Raw genomic sequence first — 26209 nt, 5'->3', positions numbered from 1 at the left:
GACACCGACTACACCCACTCAATCGGCATTCAAAAAGGCCAAATCTAACCCCCGCGACACGCCGAGCCAGACACACATTTTGACCCTTAACCCGGTTTTCCGGCACTTATGCGCGCGGTATTGGCTCTGCCTGCGCTCATATCGATGAGCTATTCACTTGTGGCCAGGCTATAGCTCATCGATATGTGAATACCTCATCGACAAGTGAATACCGCCCACGAGCCACCCATGGGCCCGTCCACCCGCAAGCCGCCCACGCCCGCAAGCCACCCGCACCCAAACCCCAAAACCCAACCCCCAGCGCCTCAGTATTCGAAACATCTCAAACTCGCAATATCCGACTAACGGTCTAGACTGTGGAACCATGATTCGTACTGAGTCCATTCTTGACCTTGCTACCGTAGCCTCGGGGCAGTCCCACGCCGACGCCCTACAGGGCTCCATCGATTTGGCGCAGACAGCGGAAAAGGCTGGTTATCAGCGTATTTGGTACGCGGAGCACCACAATATGAACTCCATCGCGTCCTCGTCGCCGGCAGTTCTTATCGCAGCCGTGGCTGCAAAAACCGAGAGCATCACCCTCGGCTCCGGCGGCGTCATGCTGCCGAATCATGCACCGCTGACGGTCGCGGAACAGTTCGGCACGCTCGCGAATCTGTACCCGGATCGCATCGAGCTGGGGCTTGGTCGTGCGCCGGGCACGGACCAGGCCACTATGCGCGCCCTGCGGCGTGACCCGCGTTCGTCCGATTCCTTCCCGCAGGATGTGCAGGAGCTGCGCGGTTACCTCTCCGACGAGTCGCTGATCAAGGGCATCAACGCGATTCCGGGCCGCGGCACCCATGTGCCGCTGTACATCCTGGGCTCCTCGCTCTTTGGTGCTCAGCTCGCGGCGGCGCTCGGCTTGCCCTACGCGTTTGCTTCGCACTTCGCTCCGGACGCGCTTCGCGATGCCATCGCGGTCTACCGCGAGCAGTTCCAGCCTTCTGAGCAGCTGGATAAGCCGTACGCATTTGCGGCCATGAATGTCATTGCGTCGGAAAGCGAAGAAGACGCACAGCAGCAGTACTTCGCTACCCGCAGGAACATGGTCAGGCGGTTCCTGAGTCGCGGTGGGCATCACCTCACTGACGATGAGGCGGAGATTCTGATGGATACCCCGCAGGGGCGTCAGGTGCAAAATATGTTCCGTCACACGGCGGTCGGCACGGTGGCGCAGGTGCGTGAGCAGATTGCGCAGTTCGGTGAGTACTCGACGGCGGATGAGCTGATTGTGGCTCATCAATCGCTGAAGGTTCCTGACCGGCTGCGTTCGGTGGAGCTCACCGCAGAGGCCGCGGGGTTGACCGCGTAAGGCTCCAGGCCCCGACCCCAGAGGCGCGCGGCCTTAAACTGACCCGCTTACTTCACTGCAGCCAGCGGCAGCGACTTTTCGCTGGCAAGCTGCATGATTTCGGCGTTGGTGCGCTCGCGGAGGAAATCCGCAAGCTCCTCGCGGTTGCTCGCGCGTGTGGCCTCGGTCAGGGCGGCGGCAAAGTGCGGCTCCAGCGCTGCCACGGCCACGTAGCCGTCGGCGCTGGGGTAGAGGCCGTACGTCCACAGGCCGCCACCGAGTAGTCCGCCGGGCGCCGTCATGCCGTACTTCAGCGGCGCGGCACCGGCCTCACCCGCCTGCTTCAGGCCGATGCGGCAGTGCAGTCCAGGCTGCTTTACGACGTCCGCCCCAGCACCCGCCCGCTTAATCAACCCGGCAAGGGCAGCGGTGACCGCAAAGTGCGCGCCCAGAATGTCGCCCAACAGCACCGGCGGCATCGCCGGAGGCGTGAGGGTTCCGGCCTCTGCCTGGTAGGTCAGGTCATGGCCGGGTGTTTCTGGAGCTTCGGTATCACCGACAATGTCGATATGTATCGGCCCATTCGGGCGCTCGTGGAGGCCCGCCAGTCCCATGCGTTCCAGCGCGGAGGGGCGAACCGAGGTGATGACCACATCGGCCTCATCGATCAGCGAGCTCAGCTGTGCGCGCCCCTCATTGCTCTTCAGATCCGCCTGGATAATCTCGTGACCTGCGGACATAGCTTCATACCAGGAGTGGCCGAAGGAACCGAGCGGGTCGCCTGTGGGTGGTTCGACCTTAATCACCCGGGCGCCTAGCTGGCCCAAGTGCTGAGCGGCCAGTGGTCCCGGTACGTTAATGGCGAAGTTGACGACAGTGATGCCTGCGAGGCTGGTGTGCAGCTCGGGGGAAAACATAGTTCCACACTAGAACACATCTATCTGCCCGCCGACGTTTTCGGCCAACTTCAACTGGTTGATCCAGCCGCCCTCGCCGACGCGCAGTCGGAAAATCGGGCGGTGAGCAGGGCGGGCCTCGTAGCGGACACGGGCAATCTGACCGGTTTTGGCCAGGTCCATAGCGGTTCCCTCGGTGGCCAACTGGGTGCGCGCGGCGGTGAGGCGCTCGATGACGTCGTCAAGCGCGGTGAGCACGGGTTCGGTGTTGTTCTCACACCAGGACATGACCATGTCAGGAGCAGCGGCGGCGACGCGGGTGCAGTCGCGGAAAGAGCCGGCTGCAAGCGAAATGGCCAGGGGGCCACCGGCTTCACCGGCGGCGGCAATTGCGTAGGCCGCTAGGTGTGGCATGTGGGAGATGCGGGCGACGCTGGCATCGTGGTGATCGCTCAGCGCTGGAATGAGTTGACTGCCAAGAGCTGCTCCCAAGTTGGCGACCTGCGAAAAGACTTCGATCCACCGCTCCGGGACGGGCTTGCCTGCAGCGTCGGCAGCAGCTGCCAGGTCGTAGGTGATGACCCAGGGGGCGCCGTCGAAAAGCCCTTCGAGCGTGGCGGACCAGCCCGCCTGCGCGGAACCCGCCATTGGGTGCGCGCCGACGAAGCGTTCCTCCATCCCGCGCGCGGAGACCTCGGCGGCGACGGCCGCCTTCACGGAGACCACATCCGTGATGCCACAGCTGGGGGCGTGCTCGTTGATCGCGTCGAGCATCGTGCCGACGACTGTCATGGGGGTGCCAATTACGATGAGCGCGCGGCTGGCCTCAGCGCGCTCGAGCGTGGCTTGAAGATCTGTACTGGCATCGAATCCCGCCTTCGTGGCTTCCTCGACCGTCGGGGACGAGCGATTCCAACCGAAGCATTCGACGTTATGGGCCCGCAGGTCGCGCATCATGGAGCCACCGATGAGGCCCAAACCGAGGATGCATACCGCGGGTAGTTGTGCAGCTGACAGGGAGGACGAAGCAGGGGAGGGGGACTCGAAATTGCTCACCTGACAAGCATGACATACAGCGACTAGCGTTGTGGGTTATGAGCACGACCTTTTCCGGAGGGTACACCTCCGATGACGACCGCTCCTTCGCGGTTGCCGTAACTATGGGGGAGCGCGGTTGGCGCGTCGTCGATCTTGGGGACGACGCCACCGATTCCCTCGCTGACGCTGCACAGGCGCTGCGCAATCTGCGTTCGGAGCGCGCCGCTGTCGGAATGCTCAATATCGACGACGATTACTTTATTCTCGTGCGCCAGGGCGTTGGGTCGCTGCGCGTTGTGCTTTCCGACGCCACCGCCGCCGTCACCGACGACATTGCGGCAGATGTGTTCGACGAGCTGGATCTGGATATCCCCGACCTCGACGAGGACGAGCTCGACGATGTCGACGCCTGGGCCGAAGGAGATATGGATATCCTCGCTGACCTGGGCTGTTCGGAGGAAGTCCTGGAGTCCATCTGTGACGATCGGTCGCTGTGGGCGTCCGAGCAGCTTCTTGCCATTGCCGAGGAGCTGGGGTGCGCCGAGGAGCTCGCCGATGTCGCCGACCTGGATTACGACGGCGACGATGACGACTACGATCCCTATGACGACTAACCCTGACAAAGGTCATCTGGCCGGGCGGCCAAGCGCCCTTGCGGCCAGCCAGCCAGCTGGTCGGCCAGGCGCCCTGCCCCGTCGAAAACAAGACATTCTCGACGAAGAGTGGATGCGCCTGGCTATCGCCGAAGCTGCTCACACGGCCCCCGGGGATGTGCCGGTGGGAGCTGTGGTCGTGGATGCCGAGGGCAGGGTTGTGGGCCGGGGCTCGAACCGTCGGGAAGCGGATGGTGACCCACTTGCCCACGCCGAAGTCATTGCGTTGCGCGAGGCCACCCGCGCTGTTGGTGACGGCTGGCGGCTGGAGCAGTGCACGTTGGTCGTGACACTTGAGCCGTGCGTGATGTGCGCCGGCGCGTGCGTCATGGGGCGCGTGGGGCGCGTGGTCTTCGGCGCGTGGTCGCCCAAGACCGGCGCGTGCGGCTCCATCGCCGATGTCATCCGCGATCCCGCCCACGCATTCACGCCGCAGGTGCGCGGGGGTGTGCTTGCCGACGAATGCTCCGTTTACCTGCGGGAATTCTTCGAACGGCAACGGCAGTCGGAAGCGTGAGCGGGGTCACAGTTAGGTCACAATTCCCGCTGTGGCCGTGACGAGTCTTCATTTTCACGTATCGTCGGAACTAATGGGGCTGCTAGACGGTGGCTCTAGAGAATAGATAAGTCGTTTACATAGGAGGCTTACATAATGAGCGAGCTGCAGAACAAGGCCGACGAGTTGGGTGGCAAGGTTAAGGAAGCTGCCGGCGACGCCGTTGGCAACGACGACCTGGCAAACCAGGGCAAGGGCGAGCAGACTGCGTCCAAGATCAAGCAGGGTGCTGAGGACCTGAAGGATAAGGCCGCTGAGACCTTGGGCAAGCTGACTGACAAGTAAAGCGTTTAGCTCTCGGGTAGAGATAACCCCCAACCTTCTCCGCTTCTGATGTGCGGAGACGGTTGGGGTTCTTTGTGTTTCGATGGCCGGCTGTCAGCGTTGGGGCTGGCTACAGCTTCTGAGCCACCAGGTCATCCAGTGGTTCGACGGACAGTAGGTACGGGGCGATCTCGAAGACGGTACGGGCACCAGTCTCGCCAGCCTGCTTCAGGCGGTAGGCAGCGCGACCGTAGGCAACCTGGACGGCTGCGGTGAAGTCGGGGTTGCGCTCCAGTTCGAGACCGAACTCGATGACGTGGCCGGAGGTACCGGCCTGGCCACGGGTAATGACCTGGCCGCCGTGCGGCATGCCCTGGTGGTCGCGGTCGAACTCCTCTTCAGAGATGAAGTCCACGATGGTCTCGTATGGGGCAAAGTAATCCGGCATGGTCACGATGGTTTCGCGGATCTGCTCCTTGAGCTTGGCGTCCTCGTCGGCGTTGCCGGTCTCTTCAGCGACGACGAAGCAGTGGCGCAGGTGGCACTCGTTACCCTTCAGGTCTGCGCCCTCGCCCTTCTTCACGGCCTCGATAGCTTCCGGGTTCGGCTTGGTGTACTGGACACCCTTCTTCACTCCCGGCACACGACGCACGGCATCGGAGTGGCCCTGCGACAGGCCTGGTCCCCAGAAGGTCATCTGGTCTGCGCCCGGCAGGATGGCAGCGCCCAGGACGCGGTTCAGGGAGAACAGGCCCGGGTCCCAACCGGTCGAGATCATGGCGATATTGTCACCCTCACGAGCGGAGGCGTCCATGGCCGCGCGGTGCTTCGGAATCTCGTGGTGGTTGTCGTAGGTGTCGACCGTCGTAAAGTTCTTTGCTAGCTCAGGGGCCTGCTCTGGGACATCGGTGGCCGAGCCGAGGCACACGAACAGCACGTCTACCTCGTCCTTGTACTTTTCGACATCCGCAGCCGGGAGCACGCGGGCCTCAGTGTCCAGCGAATCGCGACGGGAGAAAACACCGACGAGTTCCATATCTGGCTGGTCGGCAATGACCTTTTCGACGCTGCGACCCAAGTTGCCGTAGCCGATGATGGCGGAACGAATCATGAGGGAGAACCCTTTCTGTGTGGCTGCACTTTCCGTGTTTAAGTTTCTAGATTTCAAGCTACAGACTATTCCTTCATATCTCAGCGGGCGTTGGCCACCCCGAAGAGCGCGGTGGAGGGTTGACGGGCTTGGGGTGGCGCAGGATGTAGTGCAGCGAGAGCGGCTTGGCGAAGGCCTGGGCGCCCTGACCTGGGGATTTGGTAGATAAAGGGGCTACCTGTAACGTTTTCTAGCGGTGACGTGTCCGAGCGGCCGAAGGTGAAGCACTCGAAATGCTTTGTGCGGTAACCCCGTACCGAGGGTTCAAATCCCTCCGTCACCGCCAATAAAAACCCCGGTGGTTCCTTTAAGTAGGAGCCCCGGGGGTTTTGCATTTAATCGGCCCTGATTGCCTGGGTGTGGTGGAGGTGTGGGAGGTGTCCGTCGTAAAGCGGCAAATGGTGAGGCGTCCGACCTGGAGCACCTAAATCACAAAATTAACATCAGTAACACACACCCCATTGTTCACGTTTATCCGGGAAGTCCGCTACTCTTAGCAAAAGTATTTCCGGTTTTTATGTCGTGCCCGCCCCCAGTGACCGCGTCAGCGCCAGAGTTGATGTTGGCCAATCCGGGGTGGTCGCTAGCATCGGAGTAGCGAAGAGGCTTCAAACTGCAGGTGAAGTCCGAGGGAGTGCTTGGGTAGCGCGAACTTGGGGAAGCTGCAGTTGGGGGCGGTCCAGGCGAATATTAGACGTAAGGGAAACTTGACATGGCAAAGGCCTTGTTCAAACTCGGCAGGTTCTCCTACCTGCATAAATGGACTGTGATCATCGCGTGGTTCCTGGTTTTGGCGGGGCTGGGCGGTGCAGTTGCCGCATTCCAGAAGGGGTTCATCGACCAGTTCTCGATCCCCGGCATGCCGTCGGCAACGGCTTCACACGTGATTGAGGAAAAGTTCCCCGATGTTCCGAACCCAATTCGAGAGCAGCGTATTTATGTCGCCTTCGAGGCCCCCGAGGGACAGAGGCTCGATGCCCCACAGAATAAAGAAGCTGTTGACCAGGTCATTAACGGCATCCGCGACAATGTCGGCCAAATCGCCGACGATTTGCAACTTCACAACCCGGTAGACCTCAATCCGAAGATGCAGGCGATGGTCAAGGAACAGGGCATGGCCGCTGGCCTGCCCAAGGATGTCGCCGAGGCCGATGCCAATGCCATGCGTACCGTGTCCGATGACGGTCGCTACGGTATTTCCACCTTCGTTTTCGATGCCAAGATGCCGCAGGACATCGAGCCGGAGAATATGCAGGCGCTTCTCGACGCGATGCAGGCTGGTCGTGACGCAGGTATCAAGGTCGAGGCCTCTGGCCCGGGCATGCAGCCCGCGATTGAGGTGGCTCCGACCTCGGAGATTATCGGTGTGACCGTGGCGTTTATCGTGCTGGTTGTCACCTTCGGCTCTCTGGTGGCTTCGTTCCTGCCTATTGTGACGGCGGTAGTGGGTATCATCATCGGTGTCTTCGGTGTGACATTGATGACCGCATTCACTGACGTCAACTCGATTACCCCGGTGCTTGCCGTCATGTTCGGCCTGGCTGTCGGTATTGACTACGCACTGTTCATCCTCTCTCGCTACAGGGCAGAAAGAGCCCGAGGGATGACCAACGAAGATGCCATCGGCATGGCTACCGGTACGGCTGGCTCCGCTGTGGTTTTCGCAGGCCTCACTGTGATTGTCGCGTTGGCAGCGCTGACGGTGGCCAAGGTGCCGTTCATGTCCCTGATGGGTATTTCGGCGGCAATCACGGTGGCCTTCACAGTGCTGGTCTCTCTGACCCTGCTGCCGGCAGTTATGTCTCTGCTGGGCGACAAGGTCTTCGCTGGCCGCGTGCCTGGTGTTGCCGGCAACCCCTCGCGTAATGCGCGCAAGGGACGCCGCTCTTCCTTCTTCGGCGAGATGACGATGGGACGCCGCTGGGTCACCTTCGTCCACAAGGCCCCAGGGTTGTTCCTGGTCGGCTGTATCGTCTTGCTGTTGGCGTTGGCCTACCCGGCCATGCACTTGAAGCTGGCGCTGCCGTCGGACTCTACTGCGGCGAAGGACAGCACGAACCGCAAGGCCATCACCATGATTGAAGAGGGCTTCGGCGCGGGACGTAATTCACAGCTCATCATTATTGCCAAGTCGGATGATGTGAAGCCCGACGCACCGGTGCTCAAACCGCTTATCGAGTCCCTGAAGCAGACCAACCCGGAACTCTCTGACATCGAGGCCGCCCGTAAGGCTTCCTATAGCTACGCTGTCGACCAGTTCAAATCCAATGTCGGTGTCGAGCACATCCAGATGATTGGCATGAATCATGACGGCACTGCGGTCAAGATGATCATGACCCCGAAGTCGGGTCCGCTCGATCCTGCGACCAAGCAGCTGATGAACGCGGTGCGCGATCAGCAGAAGCAGATTGAGCAAACCACCGGCCTATTCACCGGTGTCACTGGCCTGGTTCCTATCGAAATTGACATCACCGACCGTCTCCAGGGCGCAATGCCGCTCTACTTGGGCGTTGTCGTGGGTCTGGCAGTGATCCTGCTGCTGATGATTTTCCGTTCCCTGATGGTGCCGGTGACTGCTGGCGTGGGCTTCTTGCTCTCTGTCGCAGCCGCATTCGGTGTCACGGTGGCATTTTTCCAGGATGGCCTCTGGGGTGTGATTAGCACTCCGGGTCCGCTGGTCAGCTTTGTGCCAATCTTCCTCATTGGTGTGACGTTCGGTTTGGCCATGGACTATCAGGTCTTCCTGGTTTCCCGCATGCGTGAGCATTACACCCACAACAAGGGTGAGTCCTCACCAGAGTCGAAGTACAACGCGGTCGAAGAATCGGTCGTTGAAGGCTTTACTCTTGGCGCTCGTGTGGTCACGGCCGCTGCGATTATTATGATCTCCGTCTTCGCGGCGTTCGCCGGGCAACCCCTGGCGATTATCAAGGTATTCGGTTTCGCGCTGGGTGCCGCAGTGCTTTTCGACGCCTTCGTTATCCGCATGACCTTCATCCCGGCAGCCATGTTTCTGCTTGGCCGCGCTACCTGGTACATGCCGAAGTGGCTGGACAAGATGTTGCCTTCTGTGGATGTCGAAGGCTCTGCCCTGGAAGAGGTTTCCGAGGAGCTGGTGGAGAAGGGCCGCCGCGAGCGTATGGCTCGCGGTGAGTCCCTGTTGCCCGAAAACGAAGGTGCTGGGCGTGGCTTTGGCGACGTTGACGCTGACGAGGACGAAGCAGACAGTGCTGCTGGTGAAGTCGGTGCTGGTGCAGCGGGCGCGGCCGCTGCAACGGGCGCAGCTGGTGGTACTGCTGTGGCTGTCGCGACCAAGAAGCGTAACCGCTGGATTCCGAAGCGGAAGAAGGCAAAGCTGAAGGAGCCCGAACCCGCTGACCAGTCCGAGCATGCCGAACAGTCCGCGCGCACTGAGCAGGCCGAACTGTCCGCTCCGACGGCGCCAGCTGAGCCAGAGCAGCCGGAGCAGCCGGAGCCGACCGAACAGCTCATGCAGCCCGAACCAGCTGAACCAACCGACGCCCAGCCGAACCCGGAAAGTGCCAAGGACGTCGAGGTCCGCCCGTACTACAGCCCGGCTCGTAAGCGGAAGAAGATTACGGTTGCGGAACTGATGAGGCGCGAAGGACTCGAAGAGGAAGCGCCACGTCGTAGCCGCGCCGTGTGGGACCCGGAAAACGCTGCCCAACCCGAGGAAAACGACAGCGCTGAGTAACGTGCGAATAGCACCCAGGTAACCTCAAGGCATTAGCACTGGACCACAACCAAGGAGCTTCATGTCGCAGTCGAGGACGACGGGCTTTGACGTCGTAAAGCAAATCGAAGGCGCGCGCGGACGTGCTGGCACCATCCACACCCCGCATGGTGATATTGCTACGCCGGCGTTCATTCCGGTCGGCACGAAGGCGACCGTGAAGACGCTCACGCCAGAGCAGGTGCGATCCACCGGCGCGCAGGCGATGCTGTCGAACGCGTACCACCTGTACCTGCAGCCCGGCGAGGAAATCGTCGACCAGGCCGGCGGGTTGGCAAAGTTCTCCAACTGGAACGGCCCGACATACACCGACTCCGGCGGATTCCAGGTGCTCAGCCTGGGCGCAGGCTTTAAAAAGACCCTCGCGATGGACGTCACCGGCATGCAGAAAGACGACATCGTCGCCGAGGGCAAAGAGCGCAACGCGTTCGTCGACGAGGACGGCGTGACTTTCCGCTCGCACATCGATGGCTCCGAGCACCGCTTCACGCCGGAGGTGTCCATGCGTATTCAGCACGCGCTGGGCGCCGACATCATGATGGCGTTCGACGAGCTCACCACGCTGATGAACACCCGCGGCTACCAGGAGGCATCCGTCGAGCGCACGCACCGCTGGGCGCGCCGTTGCCTGGAGGCTCACAACGAGCTGACGATTTCGCGCGGTCAGGTCGATGCGCATGTCCATTCGCTTGACGACGGCCAGTTGCCCATCCAGCAGTTATTCGGTGTCGTGCAGGGTGCGCAGTACGAAGACCTGCGTCGAAAGGCCGCCCGCGGGCTGGTGGAGCTCTCCCGCGAGTTCGAGGACGCCGGCCAGCTCGGCTTCCACGGCTATGGCATTGGTGGGGCGATTGAGAAGCAGAATCTGGGCCTGATCTGCGGTTGGGTCAACGACGAGCTTCCCGACGACCGCGCCCGCCACCTACTGGGGATCTCCGAGCCGGACGATATTTTCGCCGCTGTCGAGGCCGGTGCCGACACCTTTGACTGCGTGGCTCCGACGAGGCTTGCCCGCCGTGGTGGTGTGTACACGCTCGATGGCCGGATGACCTTGACGAATGCCCGCTTCAAGAACGACTTCCGCCCCGTGGATGCGGAGGTGCCCTCCTACACTTCGCTGAATTATTCCCGGGCCTACCTGCATCATCTGTTGAAGGCCAAGGAGTACCTGGCTGGCACGCTGTGCACGATTCACAACCTGTTTTTCATGGTGCAGCTGGTGGAGAACATTCGCGCTGCGATCCTGGAGGACCGGTTCTTCGAGTATCGCGATGAGTTCATGGGCCGCTACTACGCCAACGGTGGCCGTGCAGTGGGGAATTAGGAGTCGGCTGGGGGCTGGGGTGTGCTGGGGAGTGCTTGGGTCGGTTGGGCTGTGGCTGGGCTGGGGCTAGGCTTCTACCTTTTCGCACTTCACGACAGCCATGTCACCTCGTGCCATCTGTGGAGGTGGCATGAGGTGACACCCGTGGCGTGAAGTGGCAGGGAACACCCGAATCAGTCCAGTGGCGTGAAGTGGCGGCTGGGCGGGCCCGGGGGAAGCTCAAAACTAGACCTAGCTCTACTGCGCGAGGCAGTCTCAACCGGCATCATGGAGGGCATGATCACGGTTGAACGACTCAGCAAGAAGTACGGTTCGAAATTAGCCGTCGATGACCTGTCCTTCACCGTTCCCGACGGTGTAGTGACAGGTTTTCTCGGTCCAAATGGCTCCGGCAAGTCCACCACCATGCGCTGCATGCTGGGCCTCGATACCCCGACCACAGGCCAGGCCTTGTTCACCGGGACGGATTCCCAGGGCAACACCTACAGCAACCAGCCCTTTTCCACGCTGAAGAATAAGCCCAGCATTGCCGGCGCAATTCTGGATGCCGGTTGGCACAACAAGGCTCGTTCGGGCCGCGCTCATCTGCGGGCCCTCGCCCGCGGCGCCGGTATCCCCGACACCCGCGTGGAAGAGTGCCTTGAGCAGGTCGGTATGACCGAGGCTGCGAAGGACAAGGTCGGCGGCTACTCGCTGGGTATGAAGCAGCGTCTGGGAGTGGCGGCGGCTCTGCTCGGCAAGCCGCAGCATCTGATTTTGGATGAGCCGGTCAACGGCCTCGATCCCGAAGGCGTCTCGTGGATGCGCCACACCATCAAGGCCCTGGCCGCTCAGGGCTGTGCTGTCCTCGTGTCGTCGCACCTCCTTTCCGAGATGCAGCTCACCGCCGACCGCATCGTCGTCATCGGGCGCGGCCGCATGATTGGCGAGTACAGCATGGATGAGTTCCTCGCTGACGGCACGGTCATCGAAGTTGAGGTCGATGATCCGGCTCGGCTGCTGCAGGCGTTAGGGCCGGTGGCGCGTGGGGTTGACGTCGATAAGCAATTGCGCATTCCGCTTTACGACGGCATCAGCGAGCAGCAACTCCGCCGCGACATTGCGGCTGCTGCCTTGCGTGAGGGGCTATTGGTGACGCGGTTGCACACGAAGCGCGACAACCTGGAGGAAAAGTTCCTGGCTGCGACCCAGGAATCGCAGGAATACCGCGCGCAGGCGATTGGGCAGTAGGGGAGTGACTGAGATGAGTTTTGGAAACGCTTTGCGGTCGGAGTGGACGAAGCTAGCCAGCCTGCGTGGCACGTGGGTGTATGTGGTGTTGTTGGTGGGCTCGATAGCTGGGCCGATGGCGGCTTTCAGCATGGCGGCGGACGCTGGTGCAACCGCTGATTGGGAATTGCTGCTGTTGGGGACCGTGATCTTCAACATGATCGTGATTGCCTTTGGTGGCTCCACCCTGGCGGGTGAGTACAACGATCAGATGAATGCGCATGCGTTCTTGACGCAGGACCGAAGGAGCCTGTGGCTTTCGGCACGGATGACGCTGACCCTTGTGCTGATTGCTGTCTGTTGGGTCATTGGTGTGGCGCTTGCTTGGCTATCGGTGACGGTTTCCCCGCGCGTGGAGTTCAAGGGCGGCGACGCTGCCACGGACATGCTCGCCGGAGTGCTTGGCTTTGTAGTGTTTGGACTAATCGCGATGTCGCTGGGAGTGCTGACGCGCTCGCGCGTGGCCGCTGTCGCTATTCCGCTGGTGTGGATTCTGGTGGTGGAAAGCATGCTGGAGTTCGCGGCGCTGGCGTATGCGATTTTCCGGCCACTGTGGCTGGTCACGCCGGGTGCACGCATTCAGCAGTTGTCGACGCAATTGGGCGGTCTGATGGCAAATCCGGAGAATCCACGCATCGGGTTTGAGGCCGGCATGACGCAGCCGATGTGGTTCAACATCGTGGTGCTGGTGGCCTGGATTGTTGTGGCTGTTGGCGTTGCTCATTGGGTCAATGCCAAACGGGATGTGAAGTAAAAGCAAAAAGTGCCGCGACTACTCGCTTCTCAGGCGAGGTCGCGGCACTTTCTTCGTCGTTAAGCGGGAACGCGCGTGTCGTAGTAGCCTTCGCGGCGCTTGACCCACGCGATGACGGCGTAGGTGACTGGCATGACTACAATCTCGACGGCGGTCTTCCAGATGAAGCCGACGATGACGTAGTTGACGAAGGTGCCCCAGGTATCGATGCCGATCGCGGTGGCGGCGATGGAGCAGAAGATGAGCGTATCGACGAACTCGCCAACCACAGTCGAGCCCATCAGGCGCGCCCAGAGAGCCTTTTCGCCAGTGCGCTTCTTAATGGCGTTGAGCGACCAGGCGTTGAGCAGCTGACCGGCGACATAACCGGCCAGACCTGCGAGAACAAGCTGCGGGACGGTGCCCAGCACAGTGGCGAATGCTTCCTGATTCTCGTACCACGGTGCCGCCGGGAGCTTGATGGCGGCAAAGAAGCAGAGCATTGCGCCGGCGAGGATGGCGAAACCGGTCCACACGGTGCGGCGGGTGGCTTTGTAGCCGTAGCACTCGGAAAGCACGTCGCCGATGACGTAGCTCAAGGGGAAGAGGAAGAAGGCCCCGTCGGTGGCCAGGCCGAAGATTTCCACGCCCTTGGTGGCGGTGATGTTGGAGACAATTAGAACGCCGATGAAAATGGCCGTGAACATAGGGTACAGCGATTTCGGTACCGGGATGTGGCGTGGCGTGGTTGCTGTGGATTCGGACTTAGTTGCGTTCTCGGGCGCGTGCGAGGTGCTCACAGCGGCAGTCTCGGCGTTGCCCGGCCCAGACTTGGGCAGGTTTTCGTTATTTGTCACGGGAGGGAATGTTACCTGCCGCTCAGGGCTCCAAGCGAGTGCCGATGAAGTCTTCGAGGCCGACTTTGCCTTCTGCCGTGAGTTCGAGTCCGCGGGAATTGGGGATTGGGGTCAACCAACCCTTTGAAATGAGGCCACGCAGGAGCGCGGCGCCGAGCGATCCGGCCAGGTGAGAGTCGGCGTGTGTCCAGTCCTTACAGAGGAACGCTGTCTTCCTGCTTGCGTCGAGGCTGGATAGACCAGTGCCGAGGTAGGCGAAGCATTTCTCGGCGTTGGGGCCAAAGGTGACGTCCCCGGCGTCGGTGATGAGTGCTTCTTTGGCGAACAGAGCCCGAGTGAGTTGTACTCCGAGAGATCCTGCTAGGTGGTCGTAGCAAGACCGGGCGAAGGTAACTGCTGGTTGGTGCTCTGGGATGGGTGCGGCAGTGTCGGCGCCTGCAGCCTGGAAAAGATTGGCAATTACCTGGCGTATCGAGGGGTTAGCGATGGAGTAGGTCGCAGTTTTCCCCTGTCGTTCGACATCGACGATTTCGGCTTCGCGGAGGCGCCGGAGATTGTTGGACAGCGTCGATTCTGCGATGTTGGTGGACTCGGCGAGGCTGCGCACGCGAGTGGGACCGTTTTTGAGAAGGTACTCCAGGATTGCCAGGCGCACGGGTGACGAGCATTCTGCGGCAATCGCGGCTGCCTGCTCGAAGTACGTGCGCTGTTTCATGGTGTTAGCGAATCACTTTGTGGTCTTTGAGGCAAGTGGTTGTAAGCGAAAGGGTGGGCTGAACGGGCGTTTTGCGTTTTTTTTGGGCGTGACGACGTAAGGTGCTGCGAGTTAGTTCTGTCGAAAGTCTAGTCATCCAAACTATTTTGTGAAAACATACTTTCCATAACCAGAAAGTATGAAATGGCCGGAGGGGTGGAGATGACAGGTTTGGCAGGTGCGGCAGGTGACGCTAACGCGAAGGCTGCAAAGGCTGCGGGTGTTACTGATGCTGTTGATGCCCGAGCGAACGCCGCAAAAACCGCCAACGTCCGAGATGGAGCAGCGCTCGCGCTGGGGCTGGTCATCGTAGTGATTGGCAGCACGATGCCTTCCGGGCTATATGCCATCTACCAGCGCGACTGGGGGCTGAGCACCGATAGAACAGTGGTGGTTTTTGCCTGTTATGCAGTAGGAGTCATCGTTACGCTGACCTACGGCCACTTGTCGGATTCGCTCGGGCGAAAACCCATTGCGCTTACCAGCATGGGGCTGTCCTTGGTCTCAACGCTGATGTTCTTGGCGGCGGCGCTGGTCGATTCACATGAGGCCGTCTTATATCTCGCCCGAATTGTGTCAGGCTTTTCCGTAGGGTTAGCAACCGGCTCTTTTACTGCTTTACTGCAGGAAAAATTGTTCACGCAGATTGGTGCGCTCACAAGCACGGTTGCTGTCTCCGGGGCATTGGCGCTGGGGCCGTTGGCCTCGGCTGTGGTGGCACAGTTTTCATCGTCGCCGCTGCAGATGCCGTATTGGATCTACGCAGCGCTTACCGTGGTGTCGATGGTTGGTGTCGCTCGGGTGCGGGAGCGTAGTTTCGAGAGAAATTCAGCGAACTGGCGGCCGCAGTTTGGTGTGGCTCGGGCTGTGATTCGAGTTTTCATTCCGGGAGCGTTAGCGATTGGCTGTGCGTATGGAGTCAACGGTCTCTTTCAGTCCGTAGTCCCCCTGGCTGCGAAGGATATGGGCTTCGATACGCAGCTGAAGATTGCGTCGATTACAGCTTTGATGCTCGGAGTATCGGCAGTGACTCAGGTGATGCTCGGGCGAAGGGTTCAACGGGTCTCGTATCCGGTGGGGCTGGTGATTCTCGCGCTCGGGCTGGGCGGCGTAACACTGAGTTTGCTTAGCTCAAATGCTGTTTTGCTGATTATCGCAACCGTTATCTGTGGTGTCGGCCAAGGGATTTCTTTCAAGTATTCGCTGCTGCGAGTTTCCGAAGCGGCACGTGGGAAAAATCTCGCTGCGACTGTTTCCAGCTACTACATCGTGGGCTATGTGGGAACGGCAGTTGGCCCGCTTGCAGCGGGTCTGAGTGGTGGAAGTAGTGCGGTGGTTGGAATTGTGTGTATCGCATTCGCAGTGCTATCCGTTGCGGTCGCAGTGGCGGGTAGTCGGCAAGCTGCGAAAGCCACGACGGCTACGGAAACTACGGCAGCTACGTAGAGCGCGCGACATTAACTACCGTTGTAGCCATGTCGTCTAATCCAATCACCGGCCGCTACGCCCCTTCGCCGACCGGTCGGCTGCACCTGGGAAATCTGCGCACCGCGGTTCTCGCCTGGGCGCACGCCCGCGCGCAGGGTGGCCGCTTCATCGTGCGTATCGAGGACATCGACCGCCAGCGCTCCCGCCCCGAGTATGAGGCGCAGCAGCTCGCCGATCTGGAGGCCATCGGCATCGACTGGGATGGCACCCCGGTTCGGCAGTCTGAACGCTCTGGCCTGTATGAATCCGCGCTCGCCAACCTCACGCAACGCGGCTTGACATACCCCTGCTTCTGCACTCGCCGCGAAATTCTCGCCGCCTCCTCCGCGCCGCATGGCGTGCCAGGTCAGTATCCCGGCACGTGCCGTTCGCTTGACGACGAGCACCTCGCCGCGAAAAAGGCCGAATTTGCGGCAGCGGGGAGGAGGTCGTCGTTACGCCTGAAATCGCAGGTGCGTGAGGGGGCCGCGACCGATGAACTGCATGGCGAGATTACCGCCCCAATCGATGACTTTGTCCTCCAGCGTGCCGATGGCATGTGGGCCTACAACCTCGCAGTCGTCGTCGACGATGCCGAGCAGGGGGTGACCGAGGTCGTGCGTGGCGATGACCTGATGTCCTCCGCCCCGCGCCAGGCGTACTTGGCTGGTCTTTTGGGGTATGCGACGCCTTCGTTCGTGCACGTGCCGCTGGTGGTGAACTCTGAAGGGCGCCGGTTGTCCAAGCGTGATGGCGACGTGACTCTCGGTGAGGTGCCCGTGGATGCGGCGCAGCGGTGGATTTTGGATTCGCTCGGTGGCGGTGATGGCATCGATGGTGGCGGGAGCGCAGAGCTTGACTCCATCGCTGACCTCCCGGAGGCCCTGCGTGCGGGTCTGGAAATTCCGCGCGAACAGGTGATTTTCTAGGGCCCGCCGAGAACTATCGTTAGCGCATACGTTATCGGTAAGAGTGTGAAAGCAACTAGTGCCGCCACAATCGTCAAACCGTTTGATTGGGCTTTCAGCGCTGTTAGGAAGCTGATTAGGCCGAATCCGAAGACACCGACAGCGAGGGGTATTGTCCAGGCATCGGAGAGTGCAGTGCTGACGAAAAGCAGTCCAATGTAGCAAGCCAAGGCTAAGAGAAGTGCAGCAACTGCAAAATTGCGGGAGCGGTTCATGATATGGGTCTTAGGATTCCGCTAGAGGATCTTTGCCACCTAATTTCATTTCGAAGCGTTTGTAATCCTCGAGGGATGCGAAGTGGCGAGAATAGATGTCGATGTCTGTATCGACGCGACCGTAAAGAGCGGGGGCGACATCGACGATGTGGCGCAACGTGACAGATCCTCCCGAGTGGGAAGGATCTTCTGGGGCTAATTCATTTTCGTGGGCTAATGCTTCGACCTGCGCGTATGCGGCGCTATCAGAATCGGCAAAGACAATGTATAAGTCCTCACGGAAGAAGCTCTCATTCGCCGAGGTTGAATCTCTTTGCTTTGTTAACTCAAAAACTGCAATTCCGATGTATGGTTCCATCTATTTTTCCGTTCTTCGATTGCCGCCTAGTTCAGTACGAATTTGAGGCTTTCTTACTGGACGCCACGTTTACTCGAATTGATAAACATTGGATTGTTGCTGAAACCTGCGCTTACCCTATCACTGCCGATACCCTCGGGGCATGCCTACTCTTCTAGTCGTCCACCATTCCCCGACCCCGCTTCTGCAGGAAGTCTTAAGCCATGCGCTCGAGGGCGCCAACGACCCCGCGCTAGAGGGCGTGGATGTCAAGGTCGTCGAGGCCCTCGACGCCACCATCGATGACCTGACCAGTGCCGACGCTATCCTGCTCGGTACCTCCGCCAACTTTGGATACATCTCCGGCGCGCTCAAGCACTTCTTCGACACCACCTTCCGGGAGGCGCAGGAAGTTACCAAGGGGCTGCCATTTTCCTACTGGATCCGCGGCGGCTTCGACACCACCGGCGCGGAAAACGCCATGAAAACCATCACGACCGGCTACAAGTGGGAGCTTGCGGCCGAACCCGTCGTGTTCGTCGGCTCGCTTGACGACGACATCCCCGACCGCCTGGTAAATCTCGGTGGCACCATGGCTGCCCAAATTTTGGGCTGATTGAAGATTTAGTATCGAGGCCGTGAAATAATGACCGGGTGAAAGATTCAGGGGCACAAGGGTCGCAAGTGACGTCGTCAAGCGAGAAAAACCGCAAGCCCATGATGAGTCTGCTGGGGCCTGCGTTTGTGGCGGCGATTGCCTACGTGGACCCCGGAAATGTGGCTGCGAACCTGTCTGCGGGCGCGAGCTACGGGTATCTGCTGCTGTGGGTGCTGGTCGTGTCCAACCTCATGGCGATGGTTGTGCAGTATCTGTCGGCGAAGTATGGCCTGGTGACGGGGCGGTCGCTGACCGAAGGCGTTGCCGACCGCTTCGGTTCGAACCGGCCGGGGCGGCTGGCGTACTGGGTGCAGGCCGAGATTGTGGCGGCAGCGACGGATGTGGCGGAAATTATTGGTGGCGCCACCGCGCTGTATCTGCTCTTCGGAACGCCGATGCTGCTCGGTGGTGTCATTGTCGGTGTGGTCTCGCTGGGGCTGTTGTTGCTTCAGGGTGGGCGTTCGCAACGCACTTTTGAGGGCGTGATTGTGGCGTTCCTGCTGGTCATTACGGTGGGGTTCCTGGCCGGGCTGTTTGTCACGGGCTTGAGCCTCGGGGAGATGGCCAACGGAATTCTGCCGCGCTTCCAGGGCGCGCACACCGTGGTGCTGGCGGCATCCATGCTGGGTGCGACCGTGATGCCGCATGCGGTCTACCTGCACTCCGGGCTGGTGCGCGACCGCGAGTACAAGGTGGAGGATGACTCCTCGCTGCGCCAGCACCTGCGGGCCACGCGCCTCGATGTCTTCGGCGCCCTCGTGCTGGCTGGGTCGGTGAATATCGGCATGCTGTGTCTCGCGGCCGAAGCGCTTCCGGGAGTGGAGGGGACTGACTCCATCGAAGGTGCGCACGCCGCCGTGACCAACGTGCTTGGCCCCGTGGTGGGCGTGCTCTTCGGCGTTGGGTTGTTGGCCTCCGGACTGGCGTCGTCCTCCGTCGGTTGCTACGCCGGTGACCTGATTATGCGCGACCTGCTGAAGGTGCACGTGCCGTTGCTGGTGCGCCGAATAGTCACCATCATTCCGGCGCTGCTCATTATCGCCAGCGGCGTGGAGCCGACGTGGGCGCTGGTGCTCAGCCAGGTGGTGCTGTCGATTGGCATCCCGTTTGCGCTGGTCCCGCTGGTGCGCATGACCTCCTCGCGTGCCGAGATGGGCATCTGGGCCAACACCCCACTACTGCGCCGGGTCGCGTGGGTTATCTGCGGGCTCATCATCGCGCTCAACGTGGCGCTGGTGGTCCTGGTGCTGACGGGGAAGGGGTAGCTTCCGGGAGTGGCGGGGTGGGGCCTCGTCGTAAAGCGTGCGGGAGATGGTAGACAAAGCTGTCTAGTTGGTGTTAGTGTGGGCGGCACGATCACAAGATATCGACGAGAAATGGCCTTTGACAGCGTCGATAGGCAACCGCCCGATTCGCGGACCCGGTGCCCCAAAGGAAGATCAGCCCCACAGACCGCCTGCGGGGAAGAGCGAATAGGAGCGCCAAATGCACACCACAATAAGCGACGTCCACATCATCCACCTCAGCCGTCACACCGCTGACCTCCTCGTCGACGGCCGACCCGTCGCCATCCGGCTGCAAGAAGCCGACATCGACCCCCACTCCCGGAATCTCGTCCAACTCCCCGTCGACCCCGCCTTCTACGCCACCCTCCGCGGCCAGCAACGCGCCGACTACCTCAGCGCCCACGTCCGCGACGGCGTACGCTACGGCCGCATCCTCTGGCACGAGCTTGACGACGGTCGCCACTTCCTCACCATCCCCACCATCGGCGGCTACCACGTGCACCAGGTCTTTGAAGTCCGCCGCAGCCGCGAAGGAGTGTGGAGCCGGCACTGAGCTGCTGGTTTCGTGCGCGTGCCTGGCGTGATGAGCGCGGCGCGGATGCGCGCGGGAACCTCTCCGCCTAGCCTTGGGCTATGCAGGTACGAGACTCCGCAACACCCCCGTTCTGGCCCACCGAAGGCGAAGGCGACTTCTACACCGACGCCGCCGCGGCCGTCGACCGGCTCACCGAAATCCACCGGGCAGGAATGGCCTACCTAGTCGAGCAGTACACCGCCGCCACCGAAGGAAATTCCGGGAGTGGGCCGGTACGCGCCTACTACCCCGAACTACGCTTCACCGTTCCAGCCGGCAGCGCCGTGGAGGATGTCGACCCCTCCCTGTCACACGGCTTCGTCGACCGTCCGGGAGTGTACGCCACCACCATCACCCGCCCGGTGATGTTCCGCACCTACCTCATCGAGCAAATTACCGACCTGCTCGCCAACCACGGCGGCGAAGTCGAGGTGCGCGTCTCCGACCAGCCCATCCCACTCCGGATGTGCCGCGGATTCGACGCGGCCGCCGAGGAAGCGGCGGGGAGGGAAGGGGCGTCGGCAAGCATGCTGGCGGCAGTGGAGAAGACGTTTACCCCCATCGACTCCGCCAGCATCGACGACACCATCGCCGACGGCGAAGCCGACTACCTGGGCCTGCTCATCAAACCCTTGAGCCTCTTTACCGCCCAGCGCATCGACCTCGCCCTCCAGCGCCTCGAGCACTACACCGGGTCGCACGCCGCAAACATCCAGCGCTTCGTGCTATTTACCAACTACCAGCTGCACACGGACGTGTTCCTCGAATACGCCGCCACCCTCACTCCCGGAAATCCGCACGGGTACACGGCGCTGGTATGCCCGGGTGGGAAGCGCTACGACATCGGCGCCATCCCCACTCCCGGAATTTGCCGTGAGCACGCGCACGCCTCGCAGATGCCGGCGTACCACCTGCTTCGCGACGACAAATGCGGCATCACCATCATCGACATCGGTGTCGGCCCCTCCAATGCCAAAACCATCACCGACTGCCTCGCCGTCACGCGCCCGCACTGCTGGATGATGGTCGGACACTGCGCCGGCCTCGACGGCCGCATGCGCATCGGCGACATGATTCTCGCCAACGGTTACGACCGCGCTGACGGAGTCCTCGATAACTACGTGCCCCTGGAAAAGCCCATCCCGCCGATTGCGGAAATTCAGCTCGCCGTCACCAACGCGCTCGCCCGCGTCTCCGGGCTTTCCGGCGACGAACTGAAAAAGCGCCTGCGCACCGGCACCGTGCTGTCGACCTCCGATCGCAACTGGGAGTGGCGCTCCCAGACCGACCTCTACCGGGAGCTGCAGAAATCCACCGCCATCGGCGTCGAAATGGAATCCGCCACCATCGCCGCCAACGGCTACCGCTTCCGCGTGCCCTACGGCGCGCTGCTCAGCGTCTCCGACATGCCACTGCACGACAAACCCAAACTCCCGAAATCTGCCCGCGAGTTCTACCGATCCTCCAAGGAGGAGCACCTCATGGCCGCCGTGCGCGCGTGCGAGGACATGGCCACCGCTCCCGACACCCTCCACTCCCGGAAGTTGCGTCGGCCGGTGGGAGAGGTTGCGTTCCGGTAGGGCACTTTCGGGAGTGCGTCGTCAAGCCCGTTTGTGCAGATTGTGCATGCTTTACGACGGCTGTGGACAACGCCAAAAAGCGATTGAAGCCGCCCACTCCCGGAAACTAGCCTTAGCCCCATGACGACATTGGGACTGCTCAGCGCGCTGGCGACACGGGGGATTGACGTGCTCGCCGACCTGCGCGCCGCACTCCCGGAAAAATCCACCGGGCACCGGGAGTTGGCAGCCAGCATCGGCTTCGACCCCTTCCGGCTCAAGCGCCTGCTGCGCTGTGCGGAGCGACTGTTCGGCACGGTCGAGAAGGATGTTGACGTCGAATCCCGCGACAAGGCCGTCGCGATCGCCCGGGAGCTGAAGCTGTCGCTGGACACGGTCATGCAGATCGACAAGCGCTCCGGGCAACTCAACAACGTCGAAATCCGGGAGTACTACCGCCTGGACTTCACCCGCGCCGCCGCAGCATACGACTTCGAGGGCCTCGACACCTACATGCGCACCAAGGTCAAGGAGCTCAACCGCACCGACGAGCCGCCGCAGCACCTGCGCGCCCACGTCTCCCGGAATCCGGACATCCGCGGGATGAAGCATCTGCAGGTCACCGGTCCGGCGAACATGATTGACGACCTGGTCGCGCCGCTGACCGTGCGCGCAGCTGAAATCGCCAAAGCGCACGAGGATTACACCCGGGATCGGTGCGTCGGTCAAGCGCTGGCAGAACGCTTGGCGCACGGGTCGGAGGGGCCGCTTGACGACGTCGACAAGCTCCGTTACCAGCCCGCGCTCATCGTAACCGCGCAAGACATCGTGGAGTACAGCCCGCGGTTTGCGGCGACCTCCAACGGCTCCGTCCTCACTCCCGGACAATTCGTCGAGGCATTGCTCGCGGACACCGGCTGGGTGCTGGTCTACGACGAGCACAACACTCCGACCGACCTACTCCCGATACACAACCCGCGCCTGGCGACGGAGGAACAGCGCATCGCGATGATCCTCGACAACCCCATCTGCGCGTGGCCCGGGTGCCCGCGCCCCGCCCACGCCGGGCAGGCCCATCACCTGGTCGCCAGGAAAAACGGCGGCGCCACGACTATGGAAAACATGGTCATGACCTGCAAAGAACACAACGCCGCCAACGATGACGACAGGCAAGGCCTCAACGGGCACCTCGAGCGTGACGACGGCTCCGGCGCGGTCTACCGCCACCCGCCGTCTCCGCACGCGCCGCCCGAATTCAACCTTGCCTACCCGACAGCTCTCGCGGGGCGGGCCTACTCGGGCTACCGTCAGCGCGAATAGCTTTACAGATATACCCGTAGGGGGTATACTTTGGGGTATGGCTAATCAAACTTTTACTGTTACTGGCATGACATGCGGACACTGCGAGGCATCGGTGCGGGAGGAAGTCTCTGAACTCCCGGGAATCACTGATGTCCAGGTTGACCGCTCCCGGAATTTCCTTTCCGTGACCTCGGATGCAGACATCGACATCGCTGCCGTAATCGCAGCAGTGGATGAAGCTGGCTACAAGGCGGTCGCAAACTAAACCCCCAAAGAGGAAAGCGGATGTCTGAGCAGCAACTTCTCACCCTTGATATCCCCGTCGGCGGGATGACGTGTGCGTCGTGCGCAAACCGTATCCAACGCAAGCTGAACAAACTTGATGGCGTTAACGCGAGCGTGAACTATGCGACCGAGAAGGCGCATGTGGAGGCGCCGGCGGACATCAACCCGCAGCAACTGATCGACACAATCGTGGCAGCGGGGTACACCGCTGAGCTTCCGCAGGAGGAGCCCGAACAGGAACCGGGTGCTGCTCCCGAAGGGAAAGACCGGGAGCTGGAAGACCTGCGCAACCGAGTCATCGGCGCTGTCATCCTCACCGCTCCCGTCATCGCAATGTCGATGATCCCTGCCCTCCAGTTCACTAATTGGCAGTGGCTGTGTCTCACGCTCTCGGCGCCGGTCTTTGTGTGGGCCGGCTGGCCGTTCCACCGCGCGACACTGAAGAATCTGCGTCATGGCGAGGTCACCATGGACACGCTGATCACTATGGGGACGACCGCTTCGTTCCTCTGGAGTGTGTGGGCGTTGTTCTTCGGGCGTGCCGGGCTGCCGGGGCTCAAGCACGAGTTCCACTTCACGGTCACTCCTGGTGATGCCGATATGAACATCTACCTCGAGGCGATGGCCGGCATCATCATGTTTGTGCTGATTGGTCGTTACTTCGAGAAGCGCTCCAAGCGCAACGCCGGTCAGGCACTCCGGGAGTTGATGAAGCTTGGCGCCAAGGATGTCTCCGTTCTCGAAAGTTCGGGAGTGGAGAAGCGGCTGCCCGTGGAACAGCTCCGTCCGGGAGTGGTGTTCGTCGTTAGGCCTGGTGAGAAGATCGCGACGGACGGCGTTGTCGTGGAGGGCGCGTCGGCGGTGGATGCGTCGATGCTGACCGGCGAACCGATGCCTGTCGAGGTCGGCCCTGGCGATGAGGTGACGGGGGCGACGATCAATACGTCTGGGCGGCTGCTCGTGCGGGCGACGCGCGTGGGCTCGGAGACGCAGTTGGCGCAGATGGCGGCGATGGTCGAGGCGGCGCAGACGGGTAAGGCGCCGGTGCAGCGGCTGGCGGATCGGGTTTCGGGAGTGTTCGTGCCCGCCGTCATCGCGATCGCCGCGGTCACGCTGGGCGCGTGGTTGTTTACGGGGCACGGCGCGAGTGAGGCGGTCACGGCTGCGGTCGCCGTGCTCATCATCGCGTGCCCGTGTGCGCTTGGCTTAGCGACGCCCACAGCGCTCCTGGTCGGCACGAGTGAAGGTGCCAAGGCGGGTGTGTTGCTGCGCGGCCCGGAGGTGCTGGAGTCGGCGCGGAAGGTCGACACGGTTGTGCTGGATAAGACCGGCACGGTGACTACGGGTGTGATGGAGGTGACGGAGGTCCCTCCCACTCCCGAAAATCTGCTGCCACTTGCCGCTTCGGTGGAAGCGGCGTCGCACCACCCGATTGCGCAGGCGATTGTGCGCGCGGCGGATCCGGATTCTCTACTCCCGGTTTCTGATTTCCGGGATATTCCGGGAGTGGGGGTTGAAGGCACCGTGGATGGCCACCGCATCGAGGTCGGTCGCTCCGGGGAAAAATCCGGGAGTGGGGGGACGGTGGTTGCGGTGCGCCGCGACGGCGAGCTCCTGGGCACATTGGAGGTGTCGGATTCGGTGAAGCTGACGTCGGCGGCTGCGGTCGCGAAATTCCGGGAGTGGGGGGTGCGGCCGATTCTGCTGACCGGCGACGCCGCCGACCCGGCGTTTCGGGTCGCAGATGAGGTCGGTATTGCTCGCGAGGATGTGATTTCGGGAGTGATGCCGGAGGATAAGGTCGCGACGATTGAGAAGTTGCAGGCTGGCGGCGCGTGTGTGGCGATGGTCGGCGATGGCATCAATGATGCTGCGGCTCTTGCGCAGGCGGATTTGGGCATGGCGATGGGCACGGGCACCGATGTGGCGATGGAGGCTGCGGATATCACGCTGGTGCGTGGTGATTTGTTGGCGGCTGCGGATGCGCTGCGGTTGTCACGCCGGACGCTTCGCACGATTCGTTCGAATCTTTTTTGGGCGTTTTTCTACAACGTTTTGGCAATTCCCGTCGCCGCGCTGGGGTTGCTGAATCCGATGTTGGCTGGCGCTGCGATGGCGTTTTCGTCGGTTTTTGTGGTCGGCAACAGTCTGCGTCTGCGCGGTTTTTCTCCGAGTCAACCAGCTATTCAAAAAGGAGTAACTCATGAGTGAGTCTTGTTGTTCGTCGCAATCGCATTCGCTTGACGACGATTCTTGCTGCCATGACACCACTGATCCCGGTTACCTCGCGGAGAAGCGGCGTTATGAATCCCGTATCCGTCGCATTGAGGGGCAGGTTCGTGGCATTGGTCGGATGATTGAGAACGAAGAGTACTGTATCGATGTTTTGACCCAGATTTCGGCGGTGAATTCGGCGTTGAAGTCGTTGGCGTTAACTCTTCTGGATGCTCACCTCCATCACTGTGTGGTGCATGCGGCTGAGGGCGGCCCGGAGGAGTTGGACGCCAAGCTGGAGGAGGCCTCGGCGGCGATTGCTCGGCTGGCTAAGTAACTCCCGGAAAAATTCCGGGAGTGGGGGGCGAAACAGCAGTCGGCAGTCGGCAGTCGGCAACCGGAGTTGGTTGCTGTTGGTGGCACCGATTGCGAAGAAGTACCGCTTAAATGCCTCGTTTTCCCTGGTAGGGGGCGCGTTTTGGGAAAATGGGGTTTGTTGGGTAGTCTTTAACGACGTTGGAGGATTCGACTAGCGGCCTATGTCACACGCCTGGAACGCGTGCGGGAGTCACATCCCTCGTGGGTTCAAATCCCACATCCTCCGCAGAGTGAAGACCCCCGGTTTACGCCGGGGGTTTTCTTGTATTTATGCAGGTGAGTGGATTTGCGGGTTAAGTAAAGAAAAGTGTGTCTTTTCCGGGCGTGTTGCGGTTATTTGATCCAGCCTTTTTGGATGCCGAGGTTGTGTTGGTAGCTGGTGTCG

The 26209-nt window shown here is 61.3% G+C and carries 24 protein-coding genes, 2 tRNA genes and 1 riboswitch; of the genes, 20 read left to right on the top strand and 6 right to left on the bottom strand.

The annotated features are described in order from the left end of the window. The first annotated feature begins 364 nt into the window (after positions 1–364). On the top strand, positions 365–1354 hold the full coding sequence (locus AB1Z34_RS10325) for an LLM class flavin-dependent oxidoreductase (protein WP_070601690.1): 990 nt from the start codon (positions 365–367) through the stop codon (positions 1352–1354). Positions 1355–1401: 47 nt separating this feature from the next. Here the strand turns inward: AB1Z34_RS10325 and AB1Z34_RS10320 are convergent, their stop codons facing one another. Further along, complete coding sequence (locus tag AB1Z34_RS10320) at positions 1402–2250, bottom strand: CoA transferase (RefSeq protein WP_367158315.1); 849 nt, start codon at positions 2248–2250, stop codon at positions 1402–1404. A 9-nt stretch (positions 2251–2259) separates the two neighbouring features. After that, entirely contained in the window at positions 2260–3285 is a 1026-nt protein-coding gene (locus AB1Z34_RS10315) for a prephenate dehydrogenase (RefSeq protein WP_367158314.1), read from the bottom strand. 38 nt (positions 3286–3323) lie between these two features. Between AB1Z34_RS10315 and AB1Z34_RS10310 the strand changes: the two genes are divergently transcribed. The 3 genes from AB1Z34_RS10310 (at position 3324) to AB1Z34_RS10300 (ending at position 4761) form a co-directional block, all read left to right on the top strand. Then, positions 3324–3881 carry a tRNA adenosine deaminase-associated protein gene (locus AB1Z34_RS10310; protein ID WP_149421280.1) on the top strand — a complete coding sequence of 186 codons (558 nt, stop codon included), beginning with the start codon at positions 3324–3326 and terminating at the stop codon, positions 3879–3881. Between the two features lie 112 nt (positions 3882–3993). Then, a complete protein-coding gene (locus tag AB1Z34_RS10305; RefSeq protein ID WP_070851234.1) occupies positions 3994–4437 on the top strand; it encodes a nucleoside deaminase in 444 nt (147 codons plus the stop codon). Positions 4438–4572: 135 nt separating this feature from the next. Continuing rightward, positions 4573–4761: a CsbD family protein gene (locus AB1Z34_RS10300; RefSeq protein WP_069359008.1), complete on the top strand. Its 189-nt coding sequence runs from the start codon at positions 4573–4575 to the stop codon at positions 4759–4761. A gap of 109 nt (positions 4762–4870) precedes the next feature. On the opposite strand, the gene AB1Z34_RS10295 is transcribed toward AB1Z34_RS10300, so the two are convergent. Continuing rightward, positions 4871–5851, bottom strand: coding sequence for a diaminopimelate dehydrogenase (locus tag AB1Z34_RS10295; RefSeq protein ID WP_149421281.1), 981 nt, complete (start codon positions 5849–5851; stop codon positions 4871–4873). Between the two features lie 234 nt (positions 5852–6085). Here AB1Z34_RS10295 and AB1Z34_RS10290 point away from each other — a divergent pair. The 5 genes from AB1Z34_RS10290 to AB1Z34_RS10270 all read left to right on the top strand — a co-directional run bounded on the left by AB1Z34_RS10290 (position 6086) and on the right by AB1Z34_RS10270 (position 12991). Continuing rightward, positions 6086–6176 (top strand) — tRNA-Ser (locus AB1Z34_RS10290). A gap of 426 nt (positions 6177–6602) precedes the next feature. Continuing rightward, positions 6603–9605, top strand: a complete 3003-nt coding sequence (locus AB1Z34_RS10285) for an MMPL family transporter (RefSeq protein WP_367158313.1) — start codon at positions 6603–6605, stop codon at positions 9603–9605. A gap of 61 nt (positions 9606–9666) precedes the next feature. Then, positions 9667–10968, top strand: a complete 1302-nt coding sequence (tgt, locus tag AB1Z34_RS10280; protein WP_069359011.1) for a tRNA guanosine(34) transglycosylase Tgt — start codon at positions 9667–9669, stop codon at positions 10966–10968. Between the two features lie 276 nt (positions 10969–11244). Continuing rightward, entirely contained in the window at positions 11245–12198 is a 954-nt protein-coding gene (locus AB1Z34_RS10275) for an ABC transporter ATP-binding protein (RefSeq protein ID WP_151011533.1), read from the top strand. A 13-nt stretch (positions 12199–12211) separates the two neighbouring features. After that, positions 12212–12991: an ABc transport system integral membrane protein gene (locus AB1Z34_RS10270; RefSeq protein WP_049190211.1), complete on the top strand. Its 780-nt coding sequence runs from the start codon at positions 12212–12214 to the stop codon at positions 12989–12991. Between the two features lie 59 nt (positions 12992–13050). On the opposite strand, the gene AB1Z34_RS10265 is transcribed toward AB1Z34_RS10270, so the two are convergent. Together AB1Z34_RS10265 and AB1Z34_RS10260 are read right to left on the bottom strand one after the other, a co-directional pair. Further along, the gene (locus AB1Z34_RS10265; protein WP_367158312.1) at positions 13051–13827 is read right to left on the bottom strand and encodes a queuosine precursor transporter; all 777 of its coding nucleotides are present in this window, start codon (positions 13825–13827) and stop codon (positions 13051–13053) included. A 22-nt stretch (positions 13828–13849) separates the two neighbouring features. Further along, positions 13850–14542, bottom strand: a complete 693-nt coding sequence (locus tag AB1Z34_RS10260) for a helix-turn-helix transcriptional regulator (protein WP_070546592.1) — start codon at positions 14540–14542, stop codon at positions 13850–13852. A 201-nt stretch (positions 14543–14743) separates the two neighbouring features. Here AB1Z34_RS10260 and AB1Z34_RS10255 point away from each other — a divergent pair, with 201 nt between their 5' ends. Together AB1Z34_RS10255 and gluQRS are read left to right on the top strand one after the other, a co-directional pair. Then, on the top strand, positions 14744–16027 hold the full coding sequence (locus AB1Z34_RS10255) for an MFS transporter (protein ID WP_367158311.1): 1284 nt from the start codon (positions 14744–14746) through the stop codon (positions 16025–16027). Between the two features lie 29 nt (positions 16028–16056). Further along, the gene (gluQRS, locus tag AB1Z34_RS10250; RefSeq protein WP_367158310.1) at positions 16057–16977 is read left to right on the top strand and encodes a tRNA glutamyl-Q(34) synthetase GluQRS; all 921 of its coding nucleotides are present in this window, start codon (positions 16057–16059) and stop codon (positions 16975–16977) included. Between the two features lie 264 nt (positions 16978–17241). Here gluQRS and AB1Z34_RS10245 read toward each other — a convergent pair whose 3' ends face one another. Continuing rightward, positions 17242–17589 (bottom strand): DUF4288 domain-containing protein, encoded by a 348-nt coding sequence (locus tag AB1Z34_RS10245; protein ID WP_016421859.1) that lies wholly within the window; start codon positions 17587–17589, stop codon positions 17242–17244. A 142-nt stretch (positions 17590–17731) separates the two neighbouring features. On the opposite strand from AB1Z34_RS10245, the gene AB1Z34_RS10240 reads away from it, so the two are divergent. From AB1Z34_RS10240 to AB1Z34_RS10200, 9 genes are all read left to right on the top strand, one after another. Beyond that, the gene (locus AB1Z34_RS10240; RefSeq protein ID WP_069359034.1) at positions 17732–18184 is read left to right on the top strand and encodes a flavodoxin family protein; all 453 of its coding nucleotides are present in this window, start codon (positions 17732–17734) and stop codon (positions 18182–18184) included. Positions 18185–18222: 38 nt separating this feature from the next. Further along, positions 18223–19491 (top strand): Nramp family divalent metal transporter, encoded by a 1269-nt coding sequence (locus AB1Z34_RS10235; RefSeq protein WP_256088970.1) that lies wholly within the window; start codon positions 18223–18225, stop codon positions 19489–19491. An 89-nt stretch (positions 19492–19580) separates the two neighbouring features. After that, positions 19581–19701, top strand: a riboswitch (SAM riboswitch). A gap of 10 nt (positions 19702–19711) precedes the next feature. Beyond that, entirely contained in the window at positions 19712–20065 is a 354-nt protein-coding gene (locus AB1Z34_RS10230; protein WP_016421862.1) for a hypothetical protein, read from the top strand. A gap of 80 nt (positions 20066–20145) precedes the next feature. Beyond that, positions 20146–21666: an AMP nucleosidase gene (locus AB1Z34_RS10225; RefSeq protein WP_367158309.1), complete on the top strand. Its 1521-nt coding sequence runs from the start codon at positions 20146–20148 to the stop codon at positions 21664–21666. 120 nt (positions 21667–21786) lie between these two features. Beyond that, positions 21787–22965: an HNH endonuclease signature motif containing protein gene (locus AB1Z34_RS10220; RefSeq protein ID WP_016421864.1), complete on the top strand. Its 1179-nt coding sequence runs from the start codon at positions 21787–21789 to the stop codon at positions 22963–22965. Between the two features lie 37 nt (positions 22966–23002). Further along, the gene (locus tag AB1Z34_RS10215; RefSeq protein WP_016421865.1) at positions 23003–23212 is read left to right on the top strand and encodes a heavy metal-associated domain-containing protein; all 210 of its coding nucleotides are present in this window, start codon (positions 23003–23005) and stop codon (positions 23210–23212) included. Positions 23213–23232: 20 nt separating this feature from the next. After that, the gene (locus tag AB1Z34_RS10210; RefSeq protein WP_016421866.1) at positions 23233–25443 is read left to right on the top strand and encodes a cation-translocating P-type ATPase; all 2211 of its coding nucleotides are present in this window, start codon (positions 23233–23235) and stop codon (positions 25441–25443) included. Continuing rightward, positions 25436–25783, top strand: a complete 348-nt coding sequence (locus tag AB1Z34_RS10205) for a metal-sensitive transcriptional regulator (protein WP_016421867.1) — start codon at positions 25436–25438, stop codon at positions 25781–25783. Before AB1Z34_RS10210 ends, AB1Z34_RS10205 begins: the two co-directional genes overlap by 8 nt. A gap of 181 nt (positions 25784–25964) precedes the next feature. Beyond that, a tRNA-Ser gene (locus AB1Z34_RS10200) sits at positions 25965–26050 on the top strand. Positions 26051–26209: the final 159 nt, after the last annotated feature.

The organism is Corynebacterium sp. 045007 (genome assembly GCF_040743205.1).
Lineage (GTDB): Bacteria > Actinomycetota > Actinomycetes > Mycobacteriales > Mycobacteriaceae > Corynebacterium > Corynebacterium jeikeium_D.
This window is presented reverse-complemented; position numbering and strand designations above follow the sequence as displayed.

Coding starts and splice junctions, on each gene's coding strand:
- AB1Z34_RS10270 (WP_049190211.1), top strand. CDS start 12,212: ATGAGTTTTGGAAACGCTTTGCGGTCGGAGTGGACGAAGCTAGCCAGC.
- AB1Z34_RS10210 (WP_016421866.1), top strand. CDS start 23,233: ATGTCTGAGCAGCAACTTCTCACCCTTGATATCCCCGTCGGCGGGATG.
- AB1Z34_RS10220 (WP_016421864.1), top strand. CDS start 21,787: ATGACGACATTGGGACTGCTCAGCGCGCTGGCGACACGGGGGATTGAC.
- AB1Z34_RS10230 (WP_016421862.1), top strand. CDS start 19,712: ATGCACACCACAATAAGCGACGTCCACATCATCCACCTCAGCCGTCAC.
- AB1Z34_RS10285 (WP_367158313.1), top strand. CDS start 6,603: ATGGCAAAGGCCTTGTTCAAACTCGGCAGGTTCTCCTACCTGCATAAA.
- AB1Z34_RS10215 (WP_016421865.1), top strand. CDS start 23,003: ATGGCTAATCAAACTTTTACTGTTACTGGCATGACATGCGGACACTGC.
- AB1Z34_RS10260 (WP_070546592.1), bottom strand. CDS start 14,542: ATGAAACAGCGCACGTACTTCGAGCAGGCAGCCGCGATTGCCGCAGAA.
- AB1Z34_RS10325 (WP_070601690.1), top strand. CDS start 365: ATGATTCGTACTGAGTCCATTCTTGACCTTGCTACCGTAGCCTCGGGG.
- AB1Z34_RS10240 (WP_069359034.1), top strand. CDS start 17,732: ATGCCTACTCTTCTAGTCGTCCACCATTCCCCGACCCCGCTTCTGCAG.
- AB1Z34_RS10255 (WP_367158311.1), top strand. CDS start 14,744: ATGACAGGTTTGGCAGGTGCGGCAGGTGACGCTAACGCGAAGGCTGCA.
- AB1Z34_RS10300 (WP_069359008.1), top strand. CDS start 4,573: ATGAGCGAGCTGCAGAACAAGGCCGACGAGTTGGGTGGCAAGGTTAAG.
- AB1Z34_RS10305 (WP_070851234.1), top strand. CDS start 3,994: ATGCGCCTGGCTATCGCCGAAGCTGCTCACACGGCCCCCGGGGATGTG.
- gluQRS (WP_367158310.1), top strand. CDS start 16,057: ATGTCGTCTAATCCAATCACCGGCCGCTACGCCCCTTCGCCGACCGGT.
- AB1Z34_RS10275 (WP_151011533.1), top strand. CDS start 11,245: ATGATCACGGTTGAACGACTCAGCAAGAAGTACGGTTCGAAATTAGCC.
- tgt (WP_069359011.1), top strand. CDS start 9,667: ATGTCGCAGTCGAGGACGACGGGCTTTGACGTCGTAAAGCAAATCGAA.
- AB1Z34_RS10320 (WP_367158315.1), bottom strand. CDS start 2,250: ATGTTTTCCCCCGAGCTGCACACCAGCCTCGCAGGCATCACTGTCGTC.
- AB1Z34_RS10310 (WP_149421280.1), top strand. CDS start 3,324: ATGAGCACGACCTTTTCCGGAGGGTACACCTCCGATGACGACCGCTCC.
- AB1Z34_RS10295 (WP_149421281.1), bottom strand. CDS start 5,851: ATGATTCGTTCCGCCATCATCGGCTACGGCAACTTGGGTCGCAGCGTC.
- AB1Z34_RS10225 (WP_367158309.1), top strand. CDS start 20,146: ATGCAGGTACGAGACTCCGCAACACCCCCGTTCTGGCCCACCGAAGGC.
- AB1Z34_RS10245 (WP_016421859.1), bottom strand. CDS start 17,589: ATGGAACCATACATCGGAATTGCAGTTTTTGAGTTAACAAAGCAAAGA.
- AB1Z34_RS10205 (WP_016421867.1), top strand. CDS start 25,436: ATGAGTGAGTCTTGTTGTTCGTCGCAATCGCATTCGCTTGACGACGAT.